The organism is Rhodococcus sp. JVH1, assembly GCF_000280725.2.
GTDB lineage: Bacteria > Actinomycetota > Actinomycetes > Mycobacteriales > Mycobacteriaceae > Rhodococcus_F > Rhodococcus_F jostii_A.
Genome location: NZ_CP166291.1, coordinates 1 through 21231 on the forward strand (window position 1 = coordinate 1; position 21231 = coordinate 21231).

Genomic DNA, 21231 nt, shown 5'->3' on the forward strand with positions numbered 1-21231 from the left:
CTCGGGCTCGGATGCTTCCTCTCATAGTCTCGTAAGTTCGCGCCCGGTATCCGTGAGGTAGTGGGACAAGACGGACCTTCGATCTCCGAGCGTCAGCGCGTTGAGCATGGACTCGCAAAACAGTAGAAGTGCCCGCGAGGGCTCGCAGACGAAATCATCGCCTATATTTACGATGGGATATTGGTGGCCGTCGTACAAGACGTCGGTTGTGTCTTCATCGGAAGGCTGCATGAATGTTCCCGAAGTTCGAATGTTGTCCGTTCGTTTGTGCATGAGGGTCACGCCGACAACGTACTCCTCCTCCTTCTCGACGACCCCTGGTGCGAATTCTGCCTTCGATGCGAACATTCCTAATTGAAGAACGCATGCGAAATCAAGGCGATTGTCTTGCTCGCCGGACTTCAAATGTCCAGCGATCGTCTTAGCCATTTGTGATGCCTGATATCCAACGAATGCAAAAGATGGATGGGTTCCTGTTGATTTCAAAGCACGTATGCTGGCCATCTTTTTGGCCGCGTCTTCTATTTCCTCTTTGTCTGCTGTCGTTTTCACCTCAATGCAGAGCCTGACGTTTTCCACCGGAAATAGAACCTGGTTCGTCTGGGCAAGTAGGGCTGGCTCTTCGGAGTGGTCGTAGACGACGATGTCCATCTGCTTTGAGTAATTTCCCTCAGAGTCAATGAGGAGACCAGAGCCTATTCCGTACTTGGAAGGGACTAAACGCTCCAGCACGCGCGCCAGGGAAAGCTCGTTTTCTCGACCCTTTTCTCCCTGGTGATCAATCAACCGGTTGAATGTGTCCACCTCAGCCTGGAGTCGACGAAGCACGCCGGACCAGTACTCTTCCAAGATCGCCATTCACAAACCATGGCATGGCTACTCTCCGCCTGCGCGAAGAGGTATGCACTGGCGGGTGGCCGGCGCTGCTGAACCGACTACCCGCGTCTTCCGCGCGACCAGTGGGCTGAATATGGTGAGGACGCCGGATACAAGGCCAAGGAGGCATCCCTCACTCGCGGAGAATACCCCCACGAGGAGCCTTCGTAGTGCCACCTACCTCACCCCCGGTGCTCACAGTGATCGACAGTGTTGCGAATCGACGACTTCTGGAATGCCGAACGATGAGACACTCACTTCGTGGTGAGATACAGCAGTGACCAGGACATAAAGGCCGAACTTGACGTTCGGCGTCGTGATAATGAGGTGGACGGATTCTTCGTCCCACTCGATACTCCAACCGACGATCCTGGGGCTTCCAATGGGGTGCGGATACTCAACTTCTCAGGGGACAGTTCGGAGCTGCGAATCTTCCCCATCAACACATTCCCGGACAAGGAGAAGTACCTCCAGTCGAGGTACCCGGTAATTCGCACGTTGACGATTGCCTTGCCGGATATTGACATCGATGATGTTGATTTCACGGAGATTCTTGAGTATTTGCCGAACGGCTTCCGCAAGACCTACAAATCTGGTCTTGGGCTACTCAAGGACTGCAATCGCCTCGTACGACTGATCGAGGAGCACACCGAGTGCGACGAAATCTACTTTATGGGAGGGACGACAGTCGCAGTGGACGGGAAGCAGCTGCTGTTCGGCCTGGATCGCTTCGAGGCGATCCTTTCGGAGATCCGGCGAATCAACAGCCGCGGCAATGACGGGGCTGGACGCGTCAAAAATGCATTCGTTCACAATGAACTGGCCTCCACCTTCGGGCTTGAGCCGGCGGTGTACAGCCTCGGCCGCCATCCGGTGTCGCAGGTGCTGACGAAGGCGGCTGGCGGTGTCACGGAGTTGACCAAGCAAGAGCAGGACGCGCTGCTCGACACGTTTGCATCCGAGTCCGCGGTACTGGCGCGGACACGGCCGGAGTCGTTTGTGAAGCTCCACCGTGATGTCGAGCTCGTAAGCCTCGATCTGCTCATTGCGTCCTACGAGGATGCAATGGCTAGCCGTAAGAAGGAGGGGTTCTGGCAGAACTTCTTTGACGACAATTCTTTTGCACTTCAGCAGGTATTCGGCGTGCCAATGGTCCATTTTCAGTCAAGTGCAAGTGTCGGTGGTGTCGGATTCGACGGTAGCGGAGAAAAGATCGCCGACTACATGTTCAAGAACCCGCTGACCAATAATGTGGCTTTGGTGGAGCTTAAAAAGCCGGCAACATCGCTGCTCACCGCTAAGCCGTATCGCGGGGGTGCGTTCGGCCCGTCAAAAGAACTCGCCGGCGCCGTGACACAGGTGATGGATCAGGCGAATCGCCTGATGATTACTTTCGCGAGTAAGAAAGTCGCCTCGCGGGTGACAAATCTGGAGGCGTACGCGGTGTCGTGCTTCGTCGTTATTGGGCGCACCCCCTCCTCGGATGACGAGAAGAAGTCGTTCGAGATGTACCGAGGAAACTCGCGGAGCGTGAAGATTGTGACGTACGACGAGATCCTAGAACAGCTTAAGATCCTGCGGGATTTCCTTCTCCCGCCAGACAAGGATCGCTAGCGGCAGCGCGGATTCCCGAGGCCCGTCACGGGTATCGACGGATTGTGTCTGTCCTGCTTCGGAATCGGGTCCTTTCTGAGGCGCTGATTCGTGAGACAACTACTTTTTGGTAGGCGAGCGTCTACGGATCTACGTACATGCGGATCTACGGATTTACGGATCTCACCACCCGACGGAGTGGTCGCCTCGGTGGACTCTGGCGAGCTATCTCTCTGTACGTCGAATCCGGAACTGTCTCGCTATCGATCATTTCCGAGACACCGAAACGTGAGACACCGTCGGGCTAGCGCTGCAAGTGAGGGCCGCTCGAGCAGATCGGCACGCTGGGGGAGGTCCACCGGCCAATCCGACGTCGGAAGTTATCAAACTGTGACGTGTCTCAGAAACCCGTCTCAACCACTGAATCGCCCGCTCGTGGGTGTCGGACGTTTCTGAGACAGTCTTGCTCTGTGAGCGCCGTATTGGGGTACCTGAGAGTGTCAACCGCCGACCAGTCGTTGGATCTTCAGAGAGACGCTCTGGCGGCCGAGAACTGTTTACGCGTGTGGGAAGAAGTTGCTTCAGGCGCGCAGAAGGAGCGCCCGCAGTTGCAACAGGCTCTCGACAGCCTCCGCGCAGGAGACACCTTGGTGGTGTGGCGACTAGACCGGCTTGGCCGCTCGCTGAGTCATCTCATCGAGACGGTAGGACTCATCGAAAGCAAGGGGGCGGCCTTCCGGAGCCTGACCGAGGGTATCGATACCTCCACGCCCACAGGACGATTGGTGTTCCACATATTCAGCTCTCTCGCAGAATTTGAACGTGAGTTGGTCAAGGAACGCACCTTGGCCGGCCTCGCCGCAGCGCGTGCTCGTGGCCGGGTCGGTGGCCAGCCAGCCAAGATCACCCCCGCCAAAGCACGCCAGATCCTGCGAATGCTCGAGGACGGCACACCGAAAACTGAGATCGCCGCCGTCCTAGAAATCGGACGAGCAACCCTCTACAGGCATCTCGCGGAAGGGTCGGATTGATGCGGCGTCCCCACCATTGTTGATTCGGTGAGCGGCGAATCTTGAGAAGACGTCGCGGAGGGTGCGCGTTACCTATTCGTTCGTCGTCGGGCCGCCGTGGGCTGTGCCCTCTCGCCGCGGGCGCCGCGGACCCTTCCTTTCACCTTCTCCGCGGTCCTCCGAGGTGCGGCAATGCGCTTCCTGGGTCGCGCCTCCTGCTCGTCCTCGTCCTCGTCCTCCTCGTCCTCCTCGTATTCGTCCTCCTCCTCTAGTTCAACGTCAGAATCGAGCACGTGATCGCGGCCGACGCCACTGAACTCATTCGCTGGTGTTGAAGGTGTACTCGCTGCGGCCTCGCGGGCAACTTCGATTGCTTTCTCACGCTGACGGGCCAGCTCGTCCTCAGGAATGGCCAAGATCTCCAGCGCGGAGTCCGGTACGGGGCGACCCAGCCGTTCAGCGCGACGTTTCGCCGAGCGTGCCGCTGCGTGTGCGTCTCGCGCGTACTCGGTGGGTTCTAGGTTGGCGATCTGCTCTCGAAGAGTGCTCATCGTGCGGCCTGTCTAGTTGTGGCGTCATCGCAGGTGTTGCAGTGGTCAGGAGGTCGCTGCATCCGGACCTAGGTTTTTAGGACGCCTGCTGAGCATCCTTAACCTCGCGATACCTGTCAATAACTTCGGTTGAGTAGGCGACGACGGCCTCCTTCAATGTGCTGTCGTCGAGACTGTAAGACTCGGATTCGATCGCGTCGAGGATCTTCTCACGCAGCGTTTCCGTTAGGCCTGGATCATTACTACCTGGGCTTGCGCCTTTGTCGATCACCCACTGAAGCCTTGACCAGCTCCTGTCCGAGCGATGATGTTCCTTCGCCTGGTGCCACGCACGTTTACCTGTGATGTAGGCGAGAATAGCCGCCCCCAACGCAGCTAGCCCAGCGAAGAGAGTCGCCACAGGTTGGCCCGCAATCGTCCAGAACTCGGACGATCCCGGAACCTCAAACCAGCGGCCAAGCAAGAAGCCGATGAACATCGAGAGGCCGGCGAAAAGCGGGATTCCCCAACGGGGTACCTGGGTGGTGCTAACCCACCACGCTGCCATTCCACCGGATCCGTGAGAGTCCATCACTGCCCGATTGTCGCTGATTTCTGTTGATCCGGGGTTGTTACGCCAGCCAGGTCTGAAACCGACGAGGAAGACCCCCAGGCCGCCGAACGGCACCGGGAACTCTGCTCGTCTTCATCCGTTGTCGGAGAGGGATTTACCGGCGACCGTCGCGAATCTGGTAGACCCGCTCGCGGCTGACTCCGGCCGCCCCTGCGAGCCGTGTAGCTGAACCGCCGGCGCGCATCGCATCGCGGAGTGCGGTACGCCACGCCAGGTCCTGCCGGCCCGCCTCAATCTCCGCCTGTGCCTTGGCGAACGTCACGTGTTTGACGATCTGCTCCCAATCGACGGCCTCGACCTCCACGATCCTGTAGCCCATCTCGACCGTAGGCGTGTCGCCGCTGGTGACCCGCCATCCGTTCGCTGCCAGGACGTCCTCTGGGGCTTCGTCGTCGGCCAGGGGATAGCTGGCGATGAGGCCGGGTTCGTCCGGAGCGGTCATCACGAGGATCTCGGGATCGCCGAGGGCGACGGCGTCGCTGGTCACGATGTGAGCGGCATAGGTCGGCGACATTCTGTCTCCTTCATCAGCGGTTCTGCCCTATTTCGTAAAGCACGCTACACACTTACCGTGAAGCGCGCTACACATTTCGCCGTTTCGTATCGTTTCGTTTCATAACCGAAACGTAATGAAACGAAACGATAATGTGTTACGATTTACCTCACGTCAACGGTGGGAGCGTCGAAATGGCTGAAAACAAGCCGGGTAGGCCCCGGGAGTACGCGTCGGACGCCGACCGAGTCCGGGCCTGGCGGGCGCGGCAGAAGCAGGAGGCCGCCTCTGCCGCGGCGGAGACCGAACTGCCGACCGATCCGGCCGAGGCGGCGGCGGCGTTGGCGCAGGTCCTGCCGTTGCTGCGGCAGGAAGCCGACGGCGCGTTGGAAAGACTGTCTGCGGTCGCCGATCGGATCACCGGTGCGGTCGACCTACTCGGAGACCCAGCGGCGATCGACGCCCATCTACGTCGCGCGCAGGTCACTGCCGCCAAGGTGGAGGCCGACGCCGCCGCGGAGATCGAAGAACTCCGTAACCAGCTCGACGCGGCGCTCGATGACCGGGCCAATGCCGACGTCGCCGCCCAGGCCGCCGAAGCAGCGGCCGCGGAATCAGCGACGGCCCTGACCGAGGCCCAGCGTGAGCACGCTGAGCAGTTGCAGGCCCTGCGGGTAGCTCAGCAGCAGGAGCTTGCCGCGCTCACTGAGGAGCACGCCGCAGTCCTTGATCGGTGGCAGCAGCAGTTCGACAGCGCGGCCGCCGAGCACCGCGACCAGGCGGCAGAACAACACAAAATCATCGAGACCCTGCGCGGACGCAACGCCGAGCTCGTGAGCGAGGTTGACCAGGTCCGGAGTGAATCTGACCGCGCAGCGGCAGCGGCGACGGCCAACATCGAACGGCTCGAGGCCGATCTCGCAGAGGCGCGGACCGCAGTGCAGTCCGAACGCACCCGGGTGGACACAGTCCGCGACGAACTCGCCGCCGCCCGGGCGGATCTCGCTACCGCCCAAGCGCAGGCAGCGGCCGCTCGTGAGCGAGCCGGCGAACTCCGTGACGAGCTCGGCGCCACCAAGGCGGATCTCGTGACCGCGCAGGCGCAGGCTGCGACTGCCCGCGAGCGAGCTGATGAGCTGCGCGACGAACTCGCCGAGGCGCGTATCGCCAGCGCGGCCACAAAGGACGGCGAACGGGGCGGCACGAAGTGACTCATTTCGATCTCCCGGTGGGAGGCGCACTTCGAGGTCCGGACCGATGACGGGGAGTGGGCCGAGAGCTTCCCGGAGTCAGACCATCCGGCCGGGCACCCATAGGAGCCCGGGACTCGCGGAGTTTTCTGATACTGCCAGTACTTTCATCCGGTCTGTACCGGAGAACGAGGAGTGGAATCTGTGGCACGCAAGGTCGTAGTTGAGATGGTCGACGACATCGACGGCACCGCCTTCGGTGAGGACGGCGAGAGCATCCACTATGCAGTCGACGGCGTCGAGTACGTGATCGACCTGAAAGACGAGCACGCGAAGGAACTCCGAGAGACCTTCGAGTACTACATCGCGCACTCCACCCGGGTCGGCGGCCGCAAGCACCGTGCGGACCGGCCGGGCAACCCCACTCCCGGGAAGCGGCCATCGGGCGAAACGAAGAAGATCCGCGCCTGGGCACTTGAGCAGGGCTACGAGCTCTCCTCCCGCGGTCGTATACCCGCCGAGGTCGAGCAAGCCTTCCACGACGCCCACTGACGGCACCTGCCTCAGAACAGGAGCATGCACCTGGTATGCGTCTCAAAGATGAGCACCCAGAACTGTTTCGGCAACTACATCGGGCCCGCAATGCCGGGGTCGATCTTGATTCGACCACGGCCTCCTCTCACGAGATGCTGTGGTGGCGTTGTCCTGTTGGTCACGAGTGGCGAGAAACGCCCCTGCAACGCCGGTCACACGCGATGTGGAAGAAGGGGGATCTCACCGCATGCCTGTACTGCGTAGCTCCTGGCTGCCTTGTGTACAGCTGCGGTCACCGCAGGTTTCGGCGCAGTGAATCCACCTTTCGAGTGCTGGCCCACCCGTGCGACAAGTGTGAGAGCACAGAGCACGCACAACTGATTCTCGACGCCCTGGACGATTCGGCCGCGGCCGCGGTCCGCATCCTCGATGAGAGCCCGCACTACGCCCTGTTCTGCAGCAAAGCGGCCGACACAGTCGAGTGGTGGGAAGATCTCTTCCCGCTGGTGGAGGCATATTTCGTTCGCATGGTCAGCGTGTACGTCGCTATCGCGACCGTCGAGCATCGTCACGCTTTGAGCGAGCCGACATCGAGCGTGCTCGGCGCGTGCATGCTGCGCATCCTCGATGCGCTGCCGCAGGACTGTCGGGAGGAGATGTACTCGGCCGTGCCGGAAGACGCCGGTCACATGCATTCGACGTATCTTCCCGGCCGGCACACTGTCGAGGTCGGATGGGCGCTGAAGAAGCTCGGCTTCGACATCCTCGACACACCGCTACCGGACGATATCGAGCGGCGCCTTCAATTCTGCGAGCGACAACGCTTCTCCGCGACCGGTGAGCTCCCGCTGGTCAACCTCGCAGACAGGCACTATCCCGCCTTCAGCCACCTTCCCCGGGACCGCGAGAAAGGGGCAGAGACCGAACTGCAGCGATTCCGTCCGAAGCAGCTCACACCACGGATAACGGCCCTACGGGTCGCGCTCGACGAATCCTCACCCGCCGAACCCGACGACCCCCTCGGCCGAACGCACGTCGGCTACGCCCCAGATCTCACTCCGCAAGAACTGTGGGAGCGGGGACGTGGAGTGTGGAAGTTCCGGGCCGATCACGTCGCTGCATCAACGATCGTCCTCATGGTTCACGACAAGACGGTTGTGCTGGTGGGATCGATCACCGGACTGACCCTGCACCGTGGCGGCCTGGCGATTCTCGGTGCGCCGCTGATCGATCACCCCCTCATCGGTAAGCCTGACCCGCTGCATACACCGAACCCCCTCGCCTATGGCGTCATCAATGGTGAGGTCGAACGGAGCGGCCGGGAGCAGCCTCGACCCTTAACGTGATTGGGTATCTGACGCACCGGGTACCACATAACGATCGGTGGCTGCGAGCGACCACTTGCCGAGAGGCGATATGGCGCGCCACTGTCACCCCCGAGCCGGGGTAAGACCTGCATTGCGTAGCGTTCTCGACGTAGGGGATGAGGAGCCGCTGACGCCGGGGAAGGTGTCGGCGGCTTTCCTCTGGCCGGGCTACAGGTCCTCCACACGAACCGATTGAAAATCGACGTCGAAGCGCCGGCCTTTCAATGAGGGGTGCCGGAGCCCGCCCGCCGTGTGCGCCCTGTAGGCGACGTCCACGACCAGCCGAGGAGTCAGCCACTGAACCCCAGGGAAGGTCTCCGCGGCCGCTGACGGGTCCGTGAGAGGGCTGCTAGGGCGTTCCAGCGGCCGGAAGTCCTCCCGGAGCTGTCGGCGCATCGAGACCGTGAGTCCGCTGGAGACAGAACCTACCTGGACTAACCGTCCTTCCGCGTCGTACGCCCCGAGGATCAGCGCCGCGACCGATCGGCTCGAGCCGACGAATCCGATCACCAAAACCGAACTGCGAGTGCGGATTGCGTGTTTGATCCAGGACCGGCTCCTCTGGCCCGGAAGGTAGATCGACGCCGATCTTTTGGCCACAATCCCTTCCATGCCAGCACTTCTCGCTGCATTGAGCATGATTTTGCTGCTCTGATTCTCCCAGAACGGAGGGACGGTGATGGGCAGGCCGCCGACGTCCTGGATGACCGCATCCAGCTCGGCCAGTTCCGCCCGCCGATCCAGATACGACGCCTTCGTGAGATCGTCTCCGTCGAGCGCCAGGACGTCAAAGGGTAAGAATGTCACAGGTATTCGCTTCTGTAATGGCTTCGTCGCACGCGCAACCCCCATTCTGCGCTGGAGCAGTCCGAACGAGGGCTTGCCGTGATCATCGAGTACGACTACCTCGCCGTCGAGAACGATGCGCCCGCGGCCGCCGAACGCCGCTGTCAATGCCTCGGCGATCTCGGGATACGAGGATGTCACCACGTTCATGGCGCGGGTCCACAGCACCGGCTCGCGCCCGCCACCGACCGAGGCCAGTATCCGGCACCCGTCGTACTTCATCTCGAAACTCCACGGGCGGTCCGTGTTGTCCGGAAGCGTGCCGGCCGTGGCCAGCATGGGCGCGATCAGCCGCATAGCCCCGATTGTGCCCGTGACCTGGGAGCTACGCAGGTAGAAGGCTCAGGACAGCGCGTCGCCGGCGGCGCGCGAGGTACAGGGTCAGTGCCAGGAGTTCCACCAGAGAACTATGGGCACCAGCCAGGGCGTCCACACCATCCAGCTGCCGCCCAACCCGTACGGGGGGATCGGAATCACCGCCATCACCTCCGGGGTTAGTTGAATGGAAGCGACTGCCACCACCTCGTTGCTGCAACCATTACGTCGACAACAGGCGTGAGCCAGGGGTACCAGAACAAGAGGTCCATCGTGATCTCCTTGGTCGGAAACGGGCTCAGTTGAATGGAAGCGCACCCCTCCTACGCTGTGTATCGACCGCCGGAGGCGGATCGGTACAACTGCCCAGTAAGAGACACCGGAAACTGCCAAGCCCGAACGCACAAGGGGAACTATGACCGAGTTCTACACCGCAACCGACCTCGAGCAGGCCGGATACGTCCGGTACCGGCTGACGGAGCTGTTCGGGGAACCCGACACCACCACCAACGAGGACCGCTGGTCACGCGAGACCGTTGAAGCTGTTGAACACGAGGTCCTCGCCCCAGCTGCGCGGGTGATCTTCGCCGCGTTCGAGCCGCAGCTCGACACCCGTGCAGGGATGATCGCCGCCGATCTGCGGGTCGGGTGGCCGCAGATGGAACAGATGCTCGCGCGCGTGACCGAGCGAGAGTCAGGCAATGGTCGGAATCATCCCTGACGACCACAGGAACGGCCCCGTGGAGAACTCCGCAGGGGCGTTCTGACTGTCCGGCTGGATGGACGGGACCTGTCGTTGGATCAGGCGGTGGTGACGATCCGAATCTCGGGATCGGTATCGCCTGCCTGCAGGCGGTAGTGCGGACATCCAACGACTTGGCGGGGCGCCCGGATCGCCTGCCGGTCGGCGTCGAGGTAGAGCCGGTAGGCCAGCTGCCCGTCCCGGTGTTCACCGGTGTCCGGGTCGACGGCGCCGAGGAAATACCCCTGCGTCGCGTCGGCATCGGCGAAGATCGCCCGCGCCCACTCGCCCGGTTCGGTGACCGGGAGATACCGCGGTAGGCCCGTTGCGGCGTCGACGATGTGCACGAGCACGGTGACCACGAATCCCGATGCCGGCGGCACCCACTCCTCGGCCGCGACATCGAACACCGTGAGCGATGTGTGGATCCGCAGCTCGATGTTCGTGCCGGTCCGGGCAGGCACGGTGATCACGTGCGGATCCGCCGACGGACCCAGTGCGGTCAATGACGGCAGCACTGGGGGATGCTCGTCGGAGAGGTCGTTGGAGGGAGCGGGCACCAGGAGAGACTACGGGTCCACCTGCACAGATCGGCCTGAGCGATCACCCGCATGCCGCAGCAGTACCGCCCGTGGATGACGCCCACGAGTTGTTGTGTGTGCACTGCTCGGATGCGTTTCCGACACCCCGCTGACCCGGAGAAGTGCCAGCACAGAGCGTCGAAAACTCGTGTCGAAAAACTATGTCGAAAACCTCGAACGAGGGTATTCTCGACACATGTTGATCGGCTACGCGCGGGTGCCCAGCGCAGACCAGAACCCCGACCACCAGGTCGATGCGCTGCGCCGCGCCGGAGTGGCGTCCGAGAACATCCACGTCGACCAGGCGGGCGGGGCGAAAGCGTCACGCCCCCAACTCGATCTGGTGCTGGCGCGGCTGCGCGAGGACGATGTCCTGGTGATCACCCGGCTGGACCGGCTCGGACGGTCGATGCTGCACCTGATCACACTCGGCGCCGACCTGCGGGAGCGCGGAATCGGTCTGAGGGTCCTCGAGCAGGGCATCGACACCGCTACCGCCGAGGGCCGTGCCATGTTCGGGATGCTGTCGGTCCTGGCCGACTTCCAACGCGAGCTGATCGCGGCCAACACTCGTGACGGACTGGCCGCCGCCCGTGCCCGCGGCCGCAAGGGTGGTCGACCCTCGAAGCTCGGTCCAGACCAGATCGCACTCGCTCAACGCCTGTACGACGCAGGAGAGCACACCGTCGCCCAGATTGCCGACATGCTGAAAGTGCCGCGCACCACGGTCTATGGGCACTTAAACAAGCGAAGGGTGGACACCACACCGCTCGCGCAGGAGACCGCCGTAGTCGCCGGTCCGCCGGCACCCAACTCTCGCACGTGCCCGACTTGCGGTCACGAGCCGACCACTCGCGCCGAGGCAGTGCATCAACGCGCTGACCTCGCGGTGATCTGGCTTCATCCCGATCCCCAGCACCGCGGAACGCTGATCAGTCGACACCATTGTCGGCACTGCGAACCAGGACAACCGGCATTCGATATCGCCTGCAGTATTTGTGGCGACGGACCCATCCTCGCCGGCGCGCTCGCAGAAGAGGCGCGGAACGGCGAACTGACCAAGCCGGTCGAACGATGGCTCACCGCAGCGGGATGGACCGTTGCACCGGGCCTCTTGTGCCCGGACCACGCATGAGATGCGACGTCCAGACCTCAGAGTCCCGTTGACCGCGAACGTGCACATGGCGGCCGGTAATGCATCCTGGGCCTGTCGGGCGCGCTGTTGCGGTAAGCCTGCGCAGGCGTCGATGAAGCGCAGCCGGGACGAGACCGCTGACTGCTAGGAATCCGCCGGGACCAGAAACTTCGTCTGGACGCTGAACGGATAGGTGCCCGGGCTGGCCAGTAGGGACTCGATGAGCGCGTGGCCGTCCTCATCGATGGAGAGGATTTTGAACTTCGAGACCCCTTGAGGGTGGAGCAACACCGTGTCCCCTGGCGCCATCGGATCAGCCCTCCAGTCTTCAAGACGCCGAAATTGCAGGTCATCGGCGGTATAAGAGTTTGTGCACCGCGGCGGATCGTCTCCGTGCCGAGGCAGCAGCAAGATTACATCTATCGAACGGATGTGCGAAAATCGAGGGGTGAAGCACGTCGAACGCGCTCCGGTGCACTGCCCCTCAGGGCACATGCTCGGGCCGAACACGTGCGTCGTCGGCTGGGAGGTGTGCGCCTGTGACACTGCAAGCAACGGCGGCCACCGCACACACTTCTGCCGTTCGTGCGGTCAGACAGTGCGGACACCGCCCTGTGCCGGTGCGCAACCACAGGCGGACCGGTGGTTCACTCCTCCCAAGTCCGACTGACGACGAACCGCGGCCGCGCGAACGGATGTCAGTGGTGCTCCGTAGACTCAGCTTCGTTCTGGAGCATCCCCCCAATTTTGTTCTCGGAACACCCCCCTGTGCCCCGGCGTCACCTCCCCCCCCGATGCCGGGGCACAACCATGCGCACAGCGAAGATCGAGGGATGACGGAGTCGAAGCCAGGGCGGATCCCTGTAGGCGATCCCATCGCACTGCGCTTCGACCCCGAGACCAAACGCAGACTCGAAGAGATGGCCAAAGGCATCGGGCCACGCCGATTCGGCGCGCTGATCCGTGTCGCCTGCCGACGCCTCATCACCCAGCCCAAGGCCGTCGGCACCGGCCTCGCCGAACAACGGCGACTCTCGGAAACGCTGCGGGCGATCCCGCTGGTCATGCTCAAGATCAAGTTGGAACCGGACACCGCACAGAAGTTCGCCGCGCTGGCCGCCGAGTACGACACCACGGTCAGCGCGCTCATGCGGATCGCGCTGCACCGATTCCTCGAAACCCCCGGTCGCTACAAACACCCGATGCTCCGCGAGGCCGAGCGAACCGGCTTGTCCGACTGGGTCGACGTCATGGTCAACCCCACCAGCAAGGAACGGATCTGGCACCTCGCCGGCCGATACGGGGACAAGCTCAACACCGCACTGCTCCGAGTCGCACTACGACGCCTGCTCGACGAGCCTGGCGACCTCACCGCAGACCTGGAGAAGATCGCACCACTGCGCGATCTCAGACCCGAGATCTATCCAGCCAGGGCGAATGTGCACTTCGATATCCCCCTGCGCGACAAGCTCGATGGGCTGGCGGCACGGGTCGGGTCCGACCGCGCCGAACTGATGCGCCTCGCCGCGAAACGTGTGCTCGACGAGCCCGGAAAGATCGACCAAGCAGTGAACCGGGAGATCTTCCGCAGCGAGAAGAACAAGGCGCACCTGATGGCCCGGCACGCTCGCCGCCAAGCACGCCGCAACACCCAGCACGACTGATCACATCGGGCGACTCGGGTCGCGATGTACCCGCCTCCGGCGGCTACCCGGCCACCTCCGGCGGCCCCAATTCGAACTCCGCTGCGCTCCGCCCTGTTGAAGAACATCGTTCGTTTGACGTGCTGGCCTTCCGATCCTGATCGACGGCGGTCCTGGCAAAACCCCTGGCGGCTTCGCCGGCACAAGGCTCCGGAAACTTTCTCAACCCGCACTCGCTGGCGCTCGCAGAGAAACTTCCCGGCCCAGGAGTTGCGCCAGGCCCTGATACCGCCGATCCGACTCTCCTTTGCCAGCACGGCAAAACGAACGATCGGGGCACGCGAGTGGTCCGATCCCGTACGAAAGGTCACTGACCTATGACCACAGCAACAGCATCCAGAGCTCCCGTTGCGGGGACGTCCGAGCTGCTCGACTACCGGCACTACGGCACCTTGGAGGAGATCTACGCCCACGAGCTGGGCCGACTGGCAGAGGCAGGCGTCGGGGATCCTGAAGTGACCTCGACCGGCGGGAACTGCTACGCCCTCACCGGCAATCCCGGCCGCACTGCCGACGGCCGGTCGATCCACCTCCTCGCCACCACCAACGGCGAACCCGCTCTGACCACCGATTCGCCGATCACGAGCTGGGCTGTCGGCCTGTACGAGACCGAGGGCGACTCGGTAGCCCTGGCCATGGGAGAGGCCACCGTCGACGCATTCGGCAACTCTCCCGATGCCCTCGGCTGCGCGATCACCCGCGCCTGCACGGCACTGCACCAGTACGCCAGCGCCGCACCGGCAGGGAAGGTCGCACACATCGGCGACCACGGCATGAGCTGGAGCCCCGAGTGACCGATAGCGGCGTCTCAGTCTCCGCGATCGACCCACCCATCCTGAAAGGGTTTCTGCCCGTGACCATCCACATCAACCCCGAAATTGCGGCCGAGTTCAAACACCTCGCCGATGCCAACGAAGCCGACCTGACCGTCGACCCGGACGCTACCTGCGACTACCTGTACTACAAGGCCGGTGCCATCGGGTACGACGGCGGGTCTCCGGGCATGTACGGGACCTTCCACATCAGCGATGACGGCTACTCCGTGGCTCTCCACCACAACGACAAACCGTGGGAGAACACCACCCCGGAGCGAACCGAACATCGGGTCACAGAATGCGCGGACTGCTTGTTCAAGGCCGTCCAGGTTCTGCTTCGACAAGCTCTCTAGAGCGCCAACACAAGGAGGTCCCATGCAGTTGGAATTGCTCAGTCCGTGCAAAATTCACGCCTGCTCATCATCCGTCGCTCAGGACGGTGACGTGTGCGAACGATGCCGCATCGCCTTCGACTGGATGCTGCAGGAGATTCGCATCCTCGAGCCGGAGGCACCGGGTCAGGACCAGAGCGAACTCGGCACCGGCGCCGATCTCAGAGAACCGAATGGCCCCGAGCGGAGAGCAAGCCAGTGCTGCTGGATCTGCGAAAGCACGCGGACTTGCACCCGAGTCAGGGGCCGATGGGAATGCAGGATCTGCGCCAAGATCGACGGCTCCGACGATCACGACGTCGGCAGCTGAGCTCTCATCGCACGCAGAAGTAGGGGCCACCGGGCAGTAGGAGCCTGCCCGGTGGACCCCCGCAACACCACCACCCACACATCCAAAGGAGAACGAACAATATGTCGGAGAACGAGTTTCAGCCCGGTGACCGGGTCATCATCGACCCCGAGTACGTGACCAAGTCCCTGAGAGGCCGCGTTTTCGAGGTGGTTCGCCGGATGAAGGTGAACTACGAGCTGCGGCCGCTCGACGGTGTCGGCCGTAACTTGGCGGCCCACCCTGGGGAGATCGTGCCCGCCCCCAAGGAACTGTTGGCGAAGCCAATCGTGGCGGTCACGCCCTTGGAGCTCGGCTCGACTGTTCGAGTGAAGGCGGCGAATATCGATCCGTCCACACTGTTCGTAGTCCTCTCGAACGGCAGCAAGGTGAAGGTCGCCAAGCTGGGTAACGACGAGAGCCGGTACTGGAATGTGCCTCGGACCTGGCTCGAGAAGGTGACGATCGACCTCGACGCAGCCGCTGCGAGCGCCCAGGCCGCCGAAGTCTGATCCCTCCACCTCGCGGGAACAAGAACACCGGGCAGTAGGAGCCTGCCCGGTGTTCTCTCCCGAAAGACTAGGAGGCGGGAGCGCGCGACCGCAACATAGGCCCGGACCAGGCCCCGCCCCATCAGGACCCGGGCGCCGGGGCATCGATCACCACAATTCTTAACGGCGGCCGGCAGCACAATTCGCGCCATATTTTCACTCAAAGGGAATGTGAAGTATGGAGACGAAGCCCAGTCGAGTATCCCTTTGCGATCCTTTCACTCGGCGTGCTCTCGCAGCGCGCCGGAAATTTATAGTGTTCGGGGTTGACTTCGCAATTCACGAAATCCTCCCTCGGATGTAGTGCCGCCGCCAATGCAACGTCCGAACTGGGATTAAACCCTGGTGGAAGGGTTTCAGTGGGCGCGGGCGGCGACATGGTCGGTTCGCCAGAGGGGTTTCCAAATCGGTTGTGAATGCGCCGTAAATTACTCGAAAAATTGACGAAAAAGGGTTGGGAAAATTTGTTTTATTCGATATTATGAGACCAATTGATAATTGACTCGGAGGGAAATGCATGACGGTCGCTGTGAAACCGCATGCGCAAAATTGGGAGGGTGAAATGATGATCGCTGACGACGACGCGCGCGATGCCTGGCAACTCCACCACGAGGATGGGCTGACCTGGTCTCGGGTGGCCAAGGAGATGGGATACAGCGAGGGCGCGGTCCGGAAACTTGCTGATGCCTATCTGCAGCGGATCGACGCCGCGGCCGCCGAGCACCAGATAGCGCTCTTCTGAGCGGGTCGTGAACATGACAGACCCTTACGGCACACTGACGGTTCGTTCACCGAAGGAGATACCAGCATGACCCTTGGAATGCGCCGCATCCTGCTCATTGAAGTCGCGTTCGCCGCGGTCATTGGCGTGGTCGTTGCACTCCTCTGGCCTGGCGGCGGCGGTGACGTGATCAATCCCGCCCCGCCCACCGATCTCGGACCGGGATGGCTGGCCGGGCTCATTGCCGGCGCCATCTGCCTCGCGGTCGCCATGATCACCGCGTTCGTGATGCGTCGGAGGGGCGGAGCCCTGGACGCACCCGACCCCGTTGAGCCCGATCTCACTCGACTCGCCAAAGCTGCGGTCGAGGACGACGCCCGCGACCGGTCGATCCGCCGCACGGGCACTCCGACGACTCGGCAACCGCGGACTCCGGCGGCCAGTGATGTCCCCGCGGGCATCTACTACGCCGACGGCGGCACGGGCGGTACCGACGGCGGTGCAGGCGGCGACTCGGGCAGCGCGAGCTGACTCCATCTTTCGTACTTCACGCCGCACGGTGACTGATACCCGAGATCGAGGAGGCCCGCCCCATTCGGGGCGGGCCTTCTCGCATGGGTCGGTGCTGCCTGGCTCATTGTGAAAGGCCCCCGGACCTGGGGTGCAACGGACCCGGACCGGCTTCGGTGAAGCATTCGGATCGAACCTATGTTCGACTACACTCAGTGGGGTAGATCGGGTTCAGAGATGTGCGAAGGCGGCGGGTATGAGCGAACAGCCGATCGCGCCCGCTTCGGACGCGCTCAGTAAGGCGCAAAAGCTCGAACAGCTGCGTCGGAAGATGGCGGCGATTCCCGCCCGTTCCGACGGTACTGAACCGGCTATGCCTGCGGTGATACTGCGGTCCGTCGACGAGCGGGCACCGATTGTGGCCACCGCTCAGACCACGTTGCGCACGCTTCCCGTGCCCTCTCCGATCGCGGAGCTTCTTCCGCGCGGAGGACTCGCCCGTGGCACCGTTGCCAGTGTCGCCGGCACGTCGTCAGTGCTGGTCGGCCTACTCGCCTCGGTCACCGCGTCCGGTTCACACGCGGCCGTGATCGGAATGCCGGACCTGAGTCTGCTCGCCGCGGTCGAGCAAGGCGCGGACCTCTCCAGGATTGCGCTTGTACCTGAGCCGAAGGACTCCGCGGTCGAGGTTGCCGCGATTCTTCTCGATGGTGTTGACCTCGTGATTCTCGGGCTTTCGGGCGCGGCCGTGACGCCGTCGAGGGCGAGGGCGGTGGTGGCGCGGGCGCGGTCGAAGGGCGCCGTCTTGCTGGTGACCGAGGGGCGCTGGGACGGGGTGGATCTGCGCATCGAGTCCCGAGTCGCCGGATACTCCGGTCTCGGCGAGGGGCACGGCCGCGTCACCGGGGTGCAACTCGACGTCGCGGCCGCCGGCAAGGGATTCCAACGGCGCACACGGCGTATGGAGATCCGCAGCGACTCCGGTTCGGTGGCCTGGCGCACGGTCCCCGAGGTCCAGGCCACCGGCCACACCCCCTTGCGAGCTGCGCTGTGATGAACACCGACAGCTGGACCGAACGATGGCCCGAGCACCCGGTCATCAGGACATTCGACCCGCCGCGCCCGGTCCAGGTGGACATCAGCAAGGCGTTGCCCCTCGGACGTGGCGGATCGGCGCGCGCCGATTACGTCAGCATGCGGGTGAAGAGCTCAGCGGTCTACCTGTCCGGTCTGCGGCCGGCGCTTCAAACTCACTGGTTCAAAATCCACGATGGACAGTGGCTGGCTGCGATCACCGTGTACGTCACCGACGCCGCGGGGATGAACAGCCTCGAACTCGACATGGTCGTCACTGCCGACGCCATCAGCGAACCGCCCTCCGCCTAGCTGCCGAACGCGGGCCCGCCGTCTCGGATGAACCGGTGACGCGACGAACGCAGTCGTCTATCAGCTGGTGATCCGCCTGCCCGGCGGCCTGGCCACCTTCGGTGTCCCCCAAGAGGATGCTCCGCTTCGCTCCGCTCTGTTGAAGAACATCGTTCTTTGACTTGCTGTCCATCCGATCCTGATCGACGGCGGTCCTGGCAAAACCCCTGGCGGCTTCGCCGGCCTTCGGCTCCGAGAACTTTCTCAACCCGCACTCGCTGGCGCTCGCAGAGAAACTTCCCGGCCCAGAGGTTGCGCCAGGCCCTGATACCGCCGATCCGACTCTCCTTGCCAGCAAGGCAAAAAGAACGATTAGGGCGCGGCAGGTGTCCTGATCCGAATTGGAGGTAACTGTGAGCGGCACAAACGATTTCGTGGTCAACGGAGTCATAAACAGCAGTCCTGATGTCGCCCGCGCTGAACTGGCTCAGGCACCACTCACCGAACGAAAGGCACACAAGGTGTACGACATTCTGGCTATCTGCGAGGCCGCAGACACGTTCGCCGAGGTAGTTTTCGCGGACAAGTCCGTGATCCGGCAAGTCGCGCTTCTCGACTGCCGCTACGTCGACCGTTACGTCGCGTTGCTGGAAGCGCTGGGGTTCGACGCACTCGCCGCCGACCTTCAGAAACTCCACCTCTCGGAGTACTACCTCCACACGGGAACTACGTGGAGAAGGGTGACCGGCCTTCCCGCACATGACGGGTCCGCGACCGGCTAACTGAACCATTCCCACCGGAAAACACAAGACACCGGGCAGTTGGTACCTGCCCGGTGTCTTGGATCCGAATCCTAGGAGAGAGACCAGCATGACTGCAATTCAGAACGGCCCCGTCGCCGAGATCATCGACGGCGAGATGTTCGTCCGTCTCGACCCGCACGCTCTCGACATCGGCGCCAACGTCCGCGACCAGGTCGACCTGTCCGAGACGCCCGATTTCGTGGAATCCATCCGCGACCACGGCGTGCTCGAAGCGATCAGCGCCGTGCAGCTCGCAGACGGGCAGATTGTCGTGCGGGACGGTCAAAGACGAACGCTCGCGGCGCGAGAGACCGGCGCGACGTCGATTCCGGTGATCGTGCGCCTGGACACCGCCACGGACGAGCGTGCACGCAACGCCGAGCGGTTGATCGCACAGATGGAGGCGAACGACCAGAGACTTGCCCTCACGCCCGGCCAGCGCGCCGCAGGAGCAGCTGAATTGCTGGACCTGGGTGTCTCGGTGGCCAAGGTCGCCAAGGCCATCCACGAAGACAAGGCATGGGTGGAGCAGGCAGCCAAGGTCGGCAAATCCAAGATCGCGCGCAATCTCGTCGACGAGGACCAGCTCGACTTCGCGAGTGCCGCGATCCTCGCGGAGTTCGACGGCGACGAGGAGGCAGTGCAGCGGTTGCGCTATTGCTCTCGCTGGCGGATGGAGTCGACCGCCGAGGAGCTGAGGGCCGCGCGAATCGCACGCGAAGAATTCGAGGATGCGGCCGCACCGTACGAGGACAAGGGTTTCCTCGTTCTGCGCGAGCACCCCGGCTACGGAACCGTGCTCGCGATGGCGGACCTGCGCACCCGCGACGGCGGCGAGGTCACCCTTCAGAACGTCGAGGCCAACGCCGAGCACTGGACCGTGGTCCTGAGCAAAGGCCAGCTCATCTCCGACATCGAGACCGGACTGCCGCTCCACGAGGATGCCATCGACTGGTACACCGAGGGCCAGGCCGACATCGAGGCCGGCGAAGGGTTGGTCCACGTCAACACCGTCAACATCGAGGACACGTGGCTCCCCGAGTACGTGTGCGCCGATCCGGACGCCGCAGGATTGCAGCTCTCACCCGTGATGGCAGCGGTGCGAGCTGGCGGACCGGGCGTGGACGCTGCGGTGACCGAAGGGGATCCACGCGCGGAGGCGGAACGTCAGAGGCTCGAAGCCGAGGCCGAGGCCAGGCGGAAGGAGCTTGAGACCGAGGAGCGGGTGCGGCGTAAGCGCAAGATGGTCCGCTCGCTGAACATCAAGGCAGAGGCCGCGACCGTCGTCCGCCGGAAGTTTCTGAGCGGTCTGCTGGCGGCCAAGACGCCCCCGAAGTCCGCTGCCGCGGACGTCGCCACCACACTCGCCGCCGACGGGCACCTGCTCACCGAGTACCGGGCGGACGAAGTCCTCAAGGAGGTGCTGGCGATCAAGGCTCTCTACAAATCGGATTTCGTGGCCGACCAGGTCGACAAGGCCGGAGCATCCCGCGCCCAGGTCCTCACTCTGGCCCTGGTCCTCACCGCCCAGGAGTCACGGATCCTCAAGGACTCGTGGCGATCGACGCGCAGGGGCACCGAGGCCTACCTCGAATACCTCGAGGGAATGGGGCATCCGCTCACGCCGATCGAGGAAATCATGGTCGGACGACGGACCCCCGATCAGGTCTTCGACCTGGACGAATAAGAGTGTCTACCCCCCTAGACTGAAACAGTCTAGGGGGGTAGACTTTCACTTGGGTGAAGCAGCTCGGAATGGCTGAAGCGTGCCGAGGAAGGGCAGGACATGAAGGTCACAGCACATGCGGTGCGCATCGGGGAGTGGTGGACGGTCGACGTACCGGAGGTGGACGGGCTGTTCATCCCGGCGAAGCGGCTCGACCAGATTCCCGCGATGGTGGCCGACGCCGCCGCACTGCTCACCGAGGTGGCTGCGGACCAGGTGGAGGTCACGCTCGACTACGACCTCGGTGATCCGGCCGTGCTGCGGAACATCGCCGAGGCGAAGCAGCGAAGCGCGGAGGCGCAGCGAGCCGTGGAGAAGGCCTCGCGACTGTCCCGCGCGCTGGTGCACGATTTGCGCGCCCGGGGACTGTCCGTGCGTGACGTGGCCACCATCCTCGAGATCAGCCACCAGCGCGTCGCCCAGCTCGACAAGGAACACCCCACCACCTGACCGTCAGGTGTGGGAGTAGGG

At 63.2% G+C, this 21231-nt stretch carries 24 protein-coding genes; 18 read left to right on the forward strand and 6 right to left on the reverse strand.

The window, feature by feature from the left end; all coding sequences use genetic code 11:
- Window positions 1–21 precede the first annotated feature (21 nt).
- Entirely contained in the window at window positions 22–858 is an 837-nt protein-coding gene (locus JVH1_RS43245; RefSeq protein WP_157173982.1) for a DUF6602 domain-containing protein, read from the reverse strand.
- A 279-nt stretch (window positions 859–1137) separates the two neighbouring features.
- Here JVH1_RS43245 and JVH1_RS43250 point away from each other — a divergent pair, with 279 nt between their 5' ends.
- Both JVH1_RS43250 and JVH1_RS43255 read left to right on the forward strand, forming a co-directional pair.
- Window positions 1138–2490, forward strand: coding sequence for a Shedu immune nuclease family protein (locus JVH1_RS43250; RefSeq protein ID WP_009475939.1), 1353 nt, complete (start codon window positions 1138–1140; stop codon window positions 2488–2490).
- A 449-nt stretch (window positions 2491–2939) separates the two neighbouring features.
- Window positions 2940–3500, forward strand: a complete 561-nt coding sequence (locus JVH1_RS43255; protein ID WP_043779607.1) for a recombinase family protein — start codon at window positions 2940–2942, stop codon at window positions 3498–3500.
- 68 nt (window positions 3501–3568) lie between these two features.
- On the opposite strand, the gene JVH1_RS43260 is transcribed toward JVH1_RS43255, so the two are convergent.
- From JVH1_RS43260 to JVH1_RS43270, 3 genes are all read right to left on the reverse strand, one after another.
- The gene (locus JVH1_RS43260; protein WP_009475936.1) at window positions 3569–4030 is read right to left on the reverse strand and encodes a hypothetical protein; all 462 of its coding nucleotides are present in this window, start codon (window positions 4028–4030) and stop codon (window positions 3569–3571) included.
- A gap of 76 nt (window positions 4031–4106) precedes the next feature.
- Window positions 4107–4697 (reverse strand): hypothetical protein, encoded by a 591-nt coding sequence (locus JVH1_RS43265; protein WP_157173981.1) that lies wholly within the window; start codon window positions 4695–4697, stop codon window positions 4107–4109.
- A 40-nt stretch (window positions 4698–4737) separates the two neighbouring features.
- Complete coding sequence (locus JVH1_RS43270) at window positions 4738–5157, reverse strand: hypothetical protein (RefSeq protein WP_009475934.1); 420 nt, start codon at window positions 5155–5157, stop codon at window positions 4738–4740.
- A gap of 173 nt (window positions 5158–5330) precedes the next feature.
- On the opposite strand from JVH1_RS43270, the gene JVH1_RS43275 reads away from it, so the two are divergent.
- The 3 genes from JVH1_RS43275 (at window position 5331) to JVH1_RS43285 (ending at window position 8206) form a co-directional block, all read left to right on the forward strand.
- Complete coding sequence (locus JVH1_RS43275) at window positions 5331–6347, forward strand: hypothetical protein (RefSeq protein WP_237735166.1); 1017 nt, start codon at window positions 5331–5333, stop codon at window positions 6345–6347.
- A gap of 183 nt (window positions 6348–6530) precedes the next feature.
- On the forward strand, window positions 6531–6878 hold the full coding sequence (locus tag JVH1_RS43280; RefSeq protein WP_009475932.1) for an Lsr2 family protein: 348 nt from the start codon (window positions 6531–6533) through the stop codon (window positions 6876–6878).
- A gap of 35 nt (window positions 6879–6913) precedes the next feature.
- The gene (locus JVH1_RS43285) at window positions 6914–8206 is read left to right on the forward strand and encodes a zinc-ribbon domain-containing protein (RefSeq protein ID WP_083849756.1); all 1293 of its coding nucleotides are present in this window, start codon (window positions 6914–6916) and stop codon (window positions 8204–8206) included.
- Window positions 8207–8395: 189 nt separating this feature from the next.
- Here JVH1_RS43285 and JVH1_RS43290 read toward each other — a convergent pair whose 3' ends face one another.
- The gene (locus JVH1_RS43290; RefSeq protein ID WP_043779598.1) at window positions 8396–9370 is read right to left on the reverse strand and encodes a DNA ligase; all 975 of its coding nucleotides are present in this window, start codon (window positions 9368–9370) and stop codon (window positions 8396–8398) included.
- A 433-nt stretch (window positions 9371–9803) separates the two neighbouring features.
- Between JVH1_RS43290 and JVH1_RS43295 the strand changes: the two genes are divergently transcribed.
- Window positions 9804–10109: a hypothetical protein gene (locus JVH1_RS43295; RefSeq protein ID WP_009475928.1), complete on the forward strand. Its 306-nt coding sequence runs from the start codon at window positions 9804–9806 to the stop codon at window positions 10107–10109.
- 80 nt (window positions 10110–10189) lie between these two features.
- Here the strand turns inward: JVH1_RS43295 and JVH1_RS43300 are convergent, their stop codons facing one another.
- Window positions 10190–10690, reverse strand: a complete 501-nt coding sequence (locus JVH1_RS43300) for a hypothetical protein (RefSeq protein WP_043779596.1) — start codon at window positions 10688–10690, stop codon at window positions 10190–10192.
- Between the two features lie 217 nt (window positions 10691–10907).
- Between JVH1_RS43300 and JVH1_RS43305 the strand changes: the two genes are divergently transcribed.
- From JVH1_RS43305 to JVH1_RS43360, 12 genes are all read left to right on the forward strand, one after another.
- Window positions 10908–11846 (forward strand): recombinase family protein, encoded by a 939-nt coding sequence (locus JVH1_RS43305; protein ID WP_043779594.1) that lies wholly within the window; start codon window positions 10908–10910, stop codon window positions 11844–11846.
- 833 nt (window positions 11847–12679) lie between these two features.
- Complete coding sequence (locus tag JVH1_RS43310) at window positions 12680–13510, forward strand: CopG family transcriptional regulator (RefSeq protein ID WP_009475924.1); 831 nt, start codon at window positions 12680–12682, stop codon at window positions 13508–13510.
- Between the two features lie 356 nt (window positions 13511–13866).
- Window positions 13867–14343, forward strand: a complete 477-nt coding sequence (locus tag JVH1_RS43315; RefSeq protein ID WP_009475923.1) for a hypothetical protein — start codon at window positions 13867–13869, stop codon at window positions 14341–14343.
- On the forward strand, window positions 14340–14717 hold the full coding sequence (locus tag JVH1_RS43320) for a hypothetical protein (RefSeq protein ID WP_009475922.1): 378 nt from the start codon (window positions 14340–14342) through the stop codon (window positions 14715–14717). The genes JVH1_RS43315 and JVH1_RS43320 overlap by 4 nt, the downstream gene beginning before the upstream one ends.
- Window positions 14718–15167: 450 nt before the next feature.
- Window positions 15168–15596 (forward strand): hypothetical protein, encoded by a 429-nt coding sequence (locus JVH1_RS43325; protein WP_009475920.1) that lies wholly within the window; start codon window positions 15168–15170, stop codon window positions 15594–15596.
- A gap of 601 nt (window positions 15597–16197) precedes the next feature.
- Window positions 16198–16377 carry a hypothetical protein gene (locus JVH1_RS43330; protein WP_157173980.1) on the forward strand — a complete coding sequence of 60 codons (180 nt, stop codon included), beginning with the start codon at window positions 16198–16200 and terminating at the stop codon, window positions 16375–16377.
- Between the two features lie 66 nt (window positions 16378–16443).
- On the forward strand, window positions 16444–16887 hold the full coding sequence (locus tag JVH1_RS43335) for a hypothetical protein (RefSeq protein WP_009475918.1): 444 nt from the start codon (window positions 16444–16446) through the stop codon (window positions 16885–16887).
- Between the two features lie 235 nt (window positions 16888–17122).
- Window positions 17123–17920: a hypothetical protein gene (locus tag JVH1_RS43340; protein WP_009475917.1), complete on the forward strand. Its 798-nt coding sequence runs from the start codon at window positions 17123–17125 to the stop codon at window positions 17918–17920.
- Window positions 17920–18252 (forward strand): hypothetical protein, encoded by a 333-nt coding sequence (locus JVH1_RS43345; protein ID WP_237735165.1) that lies wholly within the window; start codon window positions 17920–17922, stop codon window positions 18250–18252. Before JVH1_RS43340 ends, JVH1_RS43345 begins: the two co-directional genes overlap by 1 nt.
- A 392-nt stretch (window positions 18253–18644) precedes the next feature.
- Entirely contained in the window at window positions 18645–19013 is a 369-nt protein-coding gene (locus tag JVH1_RS43350) for a hypothetical protein (RefSeq protein WP_009475915.1), read from the forward strand.
- An 88-nt stretch (window positions 19014–19101) separates the two neighbouring features.
- Window positions 19102–20721 carry a ParB N-terminal domain-containing protein gene (locus JVH1_RS43355; protein WP_009475914.1) on the forward strand — a complete coding sequence of 540 codons (1620 nt, stop codon included), beginning with the start codon at window positions 19102–19104 and terminating at the stop codon, window positions 20719–20721.
- A 99-nt stretch (window positions 20722–20820) separates the two neighbouring features.
- A complete protein-coding gene (locus JVH1_RS43360; protein WP_009475913.1) occupies window positions 20821–21210 on the forward strand; it encodes a hypothetical protein in 390 nt (129 codons plus the stop codon).
- Window positions 21211–21231 lie beyond the last annotated feature (21 nt).

Excerpts from the sequence above, each read along its gene's own strand:
- JVH1_RS43260 (WP_009475936.1), bottom strand. The coding sequence starts at position 4,030 with ATGAGCACTCTTCGAGAGCAGATCGCCAACCTAGAACCCACCGAGTAC.
- JVH1_RS43340 (WP_009475917.1), top strand. The coding sequence starts at position 17,123 with ATGAGCGAACAGCCGATCGCGCCCGCTTCGGACGCGCTCAGTAAGGCG.
- JVH1_RS43245 (WP_157173982.1), bottom strand. The coding sequence starts at position 858 with ATGGCGATCTTGGAAGAGTACTGGTCCGGCGTGCTTCGTCGACTCCAG.
- JVH1_RS43335 (WP_009475918.1), top strand. The coding sequence starts at position 16,444 with ATGACCCTTGGAATGCGCCGCATCCTGCTCATTGAAGTCGCGTTCGCC.
- JVH1_RS43325 (WP_009475920.1), top strand. The coding sequence starts at position 15,168 with ATGTCGGAGAACGAGTTTCAGCCCGGTGACCGGGTCATCATCGACCCC.
- JVH1_RS43275 (WP_237735166.1), top strand. The coding sequence starts at position 5,331 with ATGGCTGAAAACAAGCCGGGTAGGCCCCGGGAGTACGCGTCGGACGCC.
- JVH1_RS43285 (WP_083849756.1), top strand. The coding sequence starts at position 6,914 with ATGCGTCTCAAAGATGAGCACCCAGAACTGTTTCGGCAACTACATCGG.
- JVH1_RS43355 (WP_009475914.1), top strand. The coding sequence starts at position 19,102 with ATGACTGCAATTCAGAACGGCCCCGTCGCCGAGATCATCGACGGCGAG.
- JVH1_RS43290 (WP_043779598.1), bottom strand. The coding sequence starts at position 9,370 with ATGCGGCTGATCGCGCCCATGCTGGCCACGGCCGGCACGCTTCCGGAC.
- JVH1_RS43360 (WP_009475913.1), top strand. The coding sequence starts at position 20,821 with ATGAAGGTCACAGCACATGCGGTGCGCATCGGGGAGTGGTGGACGGTC.
- JVH1_RS43330 (WP_157173980.1), top strand. The coding sequence starts at position 16,198 with ATGATGATCGCTGACGACGACGCGCGCGATGCCTGGCAACTCCACCAC.
- JVH1_RS43310 (WP_009475924.1), top strand. The coding sequence starts at position 12,680 with ATGACGGAGTCGAAGCCAGGGCGGATCCCTGTAGGCGATCCCATCGCA.
- JVH1_RS43295 (WP_009475928.1), top strand. The coding sequence starts at position 9,804 with ATGACCGAGTTCTACACCGCAACCGACCTCGAGCAGGCCGGATACGTC.
- JVH1_RS43305 (WP_043779594.1), top strand. The coding sequence starts at position 10,908 with ATGTTGATCGGCTACGCGCGGGTGCCCAGCGCAGACCAGAACCCCGAC.
- JVH1_RS43345 (WP_237735165.1), top strand. The coding sequence starts at position 17,920 with ATGAACACCGACAGCTGGACCGAACGATGGCCCGAGCACCCGGTCATC.
- JVH1_RS43315 (WP_009475923.1), top strand. The coding sequence starts at position 13,867 with ATGACCACAGCAACAGCATCCAGAGCTCCCGTTGCGGGGACGTCCGAG.
- JVH1_RS43270 (WP_009475934.1), bottom strand. The coding sequence starts at position 5,157 with ATGTCGCCGACCTATGCCGCTCACATCGTGACCAGCGACGCCGTCGCC.